This is a genomic window from Longimicrobium sp., assembly GCF_035474595.1.
GTDB lineage: Bacteria > Gemmatimonadota > Gemmatimonadetes > Longimicrobiales > Longimicrobiaceae > Longimicrobium.
In genome coordinates, this window is sequence record NZ_DATIND010000128.1 from 1 (window position 1) to 4,956 (window position 4,956).

Annotated in this window: 5 protein-coding genes; 4 read left to right on the forward strand and 1 reads right to left on the reverse strand. The window is 70.5% G+C overall.

Features of this window, described 5'->3' with window-relative positions; all coding sequences use genetic code 11:
- Positions 1 to 50 precede the first annotated feature (50 nt).
- Positions 51 to 887 carry a KPN_02809 family neutral zinc metallopeptidase gene (ypfJ, locus tag VLK66_RS22860; RefSeq protein WP_325311807.1) on the reverse strand — a complete coding sequence of 279 codons (837 nt, stop codon included), beginning with the start codon at positions 885 to 887 and terminating at the stop codon, positions 51 to 53.
- Positions 888 to 1,057: 170 nt separating this feature from the next.
- Here ypfJ and VLK66_RS22865 point away from each other — a divergent pair, with 170 nt between their 5' ends.
- The 4 genes from VLK66_RS22865 to VLK66_RS22880 form a co-directional block, all read left to right on the forward strand.
- A complete protein-coding gene (locus VLK66_RS22865) occupies positions 1,058 to 1,696 on the forward strand; it encodes a YgjV family protein (RefSeq protein ID WP_325311808.1) in 639 nt (212 codons plus the stop codon).
- Positions 1,697 to 2,195: 499 nt separating this feature from the next.
- Complete coding sequence (locus tag VLK66_RS22870) at positions 2,196 to 2,828, forward strand: LysE family translocator (protein ID WP_325311809.1); 633 nt, start codon at positions 2,196 to 2,198, stop codon at positions 2,826 to 2,828.
- Between the two features lie 254 nt (positions 2,829 to 3,082).
- Complete coding sequence (locus tag VLK66_RS22875; RefSeq protein ID WP_325311810.1) at positions 3,083 to 3,703, forward strand: hypothetical protein; 621 nt, start codon at positions 3,083 to 3,085, stop codon at positions 3,701 to 3,703.
- Between the two features lie 97 nt (positions 3,704 to 3,800).
- On the forward strand, positions 3,801 to 4,956 hold a 1,156-nt coding region (locus VLK66_RS22880), incomplete at its 3' end, for a gamma-glutamyltransferase family protein (RefSeq protein ID WP_325311811.1).

Below are 4,956 nucleotides of genomic sequence, written 5' to 3' on the forward strand. Positions count from 1 at the left end.
CCCCCCCCCCCCCCCCCACTTCCGCACTTCCGCACTCCCGCACTTTCTCCTCAGCCCGTTCGCCCCTCGAACGTGTCGCACTGGCGCGGGTCGCCGGACTGGAGGCCGCGCGAGAACCATTCCACGCGCTGCGCGGAGCTGCCGTGCGTGAACGACTCGGGGACCACGCGGCCCTGCGCCTCCTGCTGCAGCTTGTCGTCGCCGATGGCGCTGGCGGCGTTCAGCGCGCTCTCCACGTCGCCCTGCTCCAGCACGATCTCGCCGCGCTGGCGCGCCTGGTTGGCCCACACGCCGGCGAAGCAGTCGGCCTGCAGCTCCAGCCGGACGGAGTACGAGTTCGCCTCGGCCTTGCTGCTGGCCGCCTGCTCGGCCTGCTGCACCTGCTGCGAGATGCCCAGCTGGTTCTGCACGTGGTGCCCCACCTCGTGCGCGATCACGTAGGCGTCGGCGAACTGCCCGGGCGCGTGGAAGCGCCGGTCCAGCTCGTCGAAGAAGCTCATGTCCAGGTACACCTTCTGGTCGTTCGGGCAGTAGAACGGGCCCATGGCCGCCTGCCCCAGCCCGCACGCGGAAGGGTACGCGCCGCTGTACAGCACCAGCCGCGGGTCCTGGTACTGGCGCCCCATCTTCTGGAACAGGTCCGCCCAGGTGAGCTCGGTGCTGCGCAGCACCTTGCCGACGAACTGGCTGGCGGCGTCGTTCTGCTGCGTGGGCGCCCCGGCGTTGCTGTCCGGCTGCGGCCCCTGCTGGACGTCGCCCGGGTTGCCGCCCAGCAGCATGTACAGCAGCCCCAGGATGATGGCGCCCACGCCACCGCCCGCCGCCAGGCCGCCGCCCATGCCGCGGCGGTCCTCGACGTTGCTGCTTCCCCCCGTGTTCAGGCGCATCGGCCTTTCTCCCCGTCGCTGATTCCGGTCCCGCCTCCCCGTGCCGACCGGGAGGTTCGCAATCCCTTTGCCAACAGGCGGATGTGCGCGCCGGGCCTTGCCGTTCGCGCATCCGCGGCGTATTCCCCGACGCTCGGGCGGGATTCACATTCGACGGACGGATCGGCGGAATGGACGGAAAGCTCTGGCTGGAGCTGCTGGGATACGTGGCCTCGGTGCTGGTGGCCGTGTCGCTGATGATGAGCCGCATCGTGCGGCTGCGGGTGATCAACCTGGTGGGATCGCTCGCCTTCACGCTCTACGGCGCGCTGATCGGGGCGTACCCGGTGGCGGCGGTGAACGGGTTCATCGTCGTCATCAACCTCTTCTATCTGTGGAAGATGCTGCGCGCGCGCGAATACTTCCGCATCCTGGTGATCGAGCCGGATTCCGAGTACCTGCGCTACTTCCTTGCCGTCCACGCCGGCGACGTGCGGCGCTTTCTTCCCGGCTTCGCGCACGCGCCGGAGCGCGGGGAGATGACGCTGTTCGTGCTGCGCGACCTGGTGCCGGCCGGGCTGTTCATCGGCGAGCCGCGCGGCGACGGGTGCCTGTGGGTGCGGCTGGACTACGTGATCCCCGCCTACCGCGACTTCAAGATCGGCCGGTACCTGTACGGCGAGCGCGCCGACTTCTTCCGCGAGCGCGGCATCCACACCATCGTGAGCCCCGCGGGGACCGCCGGCCACGCCGAGTACCTGCGCCGGATGGGCTTCACCCGCGACGAATCCTCTGGCGCGGAAGGCGTCTACCGGCTTCGCGTGGGATGATGAACGGAAGTGCGGAAGTGCGGAAGTGCGGAAGTGCGTGAGTGCGTGAGTGCGTGAGTGCTGTGCGACGCTAGCGGCGTCGCATCAGATCAACCCCCGAGAGACGTCATCCTGAGGCCGACCACACTGTAGCCTTTCTGGCACAACGGGTTGCAGGCCGAAGGATCTATCGCCGTCGACGCGCGTCCGCCGAAGAAACGCACGTACGAGCCAGGTCTGTACGCAAAAGTCTTGTCGAATTACATCCTCGCTCGACCGCTACATCGTTGATCTCACGCGGAGACGCGGAGACGCGGAGGATTCGTCACGGCACGGAGTTCTCCGCGTCTCCGCGTGAGAAATCAACGTTGGGGAGACGCGGAGATCGAGGAGATCGCGCTGAGTTCACCGGTGGCGAGGATCGCTTCTGCCGAATCGACAAAACTTCCGGCTACTTACTTGGAGAGATGGGGATAAGGGAGATGGCGATCGATCGATTCTCGTCCACCCGGAGCGCGCGATGACGTGGCAGCGGTGGGGCGCGTTCGTGGTGATGGAGATCGTGCTGTCGCTGACGCCCGGGCCGGCGGTGCTGTTCGTGGTCGCGCAGGGGCTGCGGCACGGGGCGGCGCGGTCGCTCTGGGCCAACCTGGGGATCCTGAGCGGGAACGCCTTCTACTTCGCCCTCTCCGCGACGGGGCTGGGCGCGCTCCTGCTGGCCTCGCACGACCTGTTCACCGTGGTGAAGTGGGCCGGCGCGGCGTACCTGGTGTGGCTGGGCGCGGCGACCTTCCTGGGCCGCGGCGCCGGCATCGCCGCGGACGGATCGGCGGGCGCCGCGCCGGAGGTGAGCGGGCCGCGGATGCTGGGGCGCGGCTTCGTGCTGCAGGCGGCGAACCCCAAGGCGCTGGTGTTCTTCACCGCGCTGCTGCCGCAGTTCATCGACCCGCGCGCCGCGGTCGGATGGCAGGTGCTGATCCTGGGCGCCAGCTCCGTCGTGGCCGAGTTCTTCGTGCTGGCCGCCTACGGCGTGTTCGCCGGGCGCGCGGCGCGGCTGGCGCACCGCCCCTCGTTCGCGCGCACCACCAACCGCATCTCCGGCGCGCTGCTGGTGGGCGCGGGGGCCGGCATCGCGCTCGCCGGGCGGAGGTGAGCCTGGTGGCTCAGGCGATCTGATTTCTGTCATCAGCCGCGGCCAGGGTTCTCGATCCTCGCCGGGGACGGCGTCGCGCGCCCGTGATTCACCTCTCCCGTGAGAAATCCCTCGTCCAGCATCGTCCAATGAGAAGCGGAGAACGCGCTTCTTGATCGCGTCGTACCGCGGATTATCGTGGTTCGTGGAACCTCGCGGTGGCTCGGCCGCCGGCCGCGATGGCCGATCCGCCTCGCTTCATCGGGGAGGAGATCATGAGCACCTCGCTCGCGCAGCTCACGCCCGTGATGGTCGCGGTGATCGGTCTCGCCGGCTCGGTTACGGTGAAGGTGGTCGAGCACAGGCTGGCGCGCGCGGAGGCCCCCGACGCGCTCGGCCGGCGCCGGCGCACGGCGAAGTCTCCGCGCGCGGGAATCCTCTTCTACATCTGCCTGGGGATGCTGGTGGGTGGCGTGGCCGGGGCGGCGCTTCCGCGCCTGATCCGCCGGACCGCGCCCGAGCTGCGCATCACGCACCCGGCCGACGGCGGCCGCGCGGCCATCCAGGAGACGATCCGCGGCACCTCGCGCAACCTGCCGCCGGGCGACTCGGTCTGGGTGGTGGTCTACATCCCCTCGACCGCGCGCTACTATCCGCAGGACCGCCCGGCCGACGTGCAGGCGGGCGGCGGCTGGAACGCGCTGGCCCGGCTGGGCGTGGAGCAGGACGCCGGCCGCCGCTTCGAGGTGCTGGCCGTCGCCGCCGACGCGGCGACGCGCGCTGCGTTCGCTGCGTACCTGGCCGAGGGCGCGCGCCGGCGGAGCTGGCCGGGGCTGGAGCGCCTCCCCGCCACCGCGCGCGAGCACGACCGCGTGGCCGTCACGCGCCTGCCGTAAGCTATCGGCCCGCGCCGGGATTTGCGGACGCGGCGCGGGACAGCTACCGTCCCCGCACCGTTTTCCACCGTGCGACCCAAGCTCCGGAGCCCGCCGTATGCGACTCAGCGCCGCCGCCCGTCTCCTCGCCGCCCTGCTCCTTCTCGCCGCCGCGTCGCCCGGCGCGGCGCAGCGGACGGTGAAGCCGGTGCTGCACGGGCGGCACTGGGTGGCCGTGACGGGCAAGCCGATCGCCGCGACCGCCGGCGCCATGATCTTCCAGAAGGGCGGCAACGCGGTGGACGCGGCGTGCGCCATGATCGCCGCCACCAGCACCATGTGGGACGTGCTGAGCTGGGGCGGCGAGACGCAGGCGCTGATCTACAATCCCCACACGGGGCGGGTGATCGGCATCAACGCGCTCGGAGTCGCCCCGAGCGGCGCCACGCCCGAATTCTACCACTCGAAGGGGATGCGGTATCCCCCCGAGTACGGGCCGCTGGCGGCGGTCACGCCGGGAACCCCGGGCGGCATCCTGACCATGCTGGCCGAGTACGGCACGATGTCGCTGAAGGACGTCCTCGCGCCCGCCATCGAGATGGCCGACGGCTACCCGATGGAGGACGAGGCGTCGAACTCCATCGAGCGCAACAAGGAGCAGATCCGGCAGTGGCCGTACTCGCGCGCGCTCTTCCTCGTCCACCCCGGCCAGCCGCGCGAGGGCCCCGCCATCGGCGAGATCTTCCGCCAGCCGGACCTTGCCGCCACGCTGCGCAAGCTGGTCGACGCCGAGCAGCAGGCGCTGGCCGCGGGAAAGAACCGGCACGACGCGATCATGGCCGCGTACGACCGCTTCTACCGCGGCGACATCGCGCGCGAGCTGGTGCGGGGGACGCGCGAGCAGGGCGGGCTGATCACCATGGAGGACCTGGCCGGCTGGCGGGTGCGCATCGAGGAGCCGGCGCACGCCACCTACCGCGGCTACGACGTCTACAAGCTCACCGCCTGGACGCAGGGGCCGGCCATGCTCCAGGCGCTCAACCTGCTCGAGCCGATGGACCTGCGCGGCATGGGGCTCAACAGCACCCGCTACATCCATACCCTCTACCAGGTGATGAGCCTCGCCTTCGCCGACCGCGACTTCTACTACGGCGATCCCTACTTCCCGCCCGCGGAGCCGCTCCAGCCGCTGCTCTCCAAGGGGTACGCCGACGTCCGGCGGAAGGAGATCGACTGGAAGCGGAACAATCCGGCGGTGAAGCCCGGCGATCCCT

Bases quoted from the DNA above. Each gene is read 5' to 3' on its own strand.
- ypfJ (WP_325311807.1), bottom strand. From the start codon at position 887: ATGCGCCTGAACACGGGGGGAAGCAGCAACGTCGAGGACCGCCGCGGC.
- VLK66_RS22865 (WP_325311808.1), top strand. From the start codon at position 1,058: ATGGACGGAAAGCTCTGGCTGGAGCTGCTGGGATACGTGGCCTCGGTG.
- VLK66_RS22870 (WP_325311809.1), top strand. From the start codon at position 2,196: ATGACGTGGCAGCGGTGGGGCGCGTTCGTGGTGATGGAGATCGTGCTG.
- VLK66_RS22875 (WP_325311810.1), top strand. From the start codon at position 3,083: ATGAGCACCTCGCTCGCGCAGCTCACGCCCGTGATGGTCGCGGTGATC.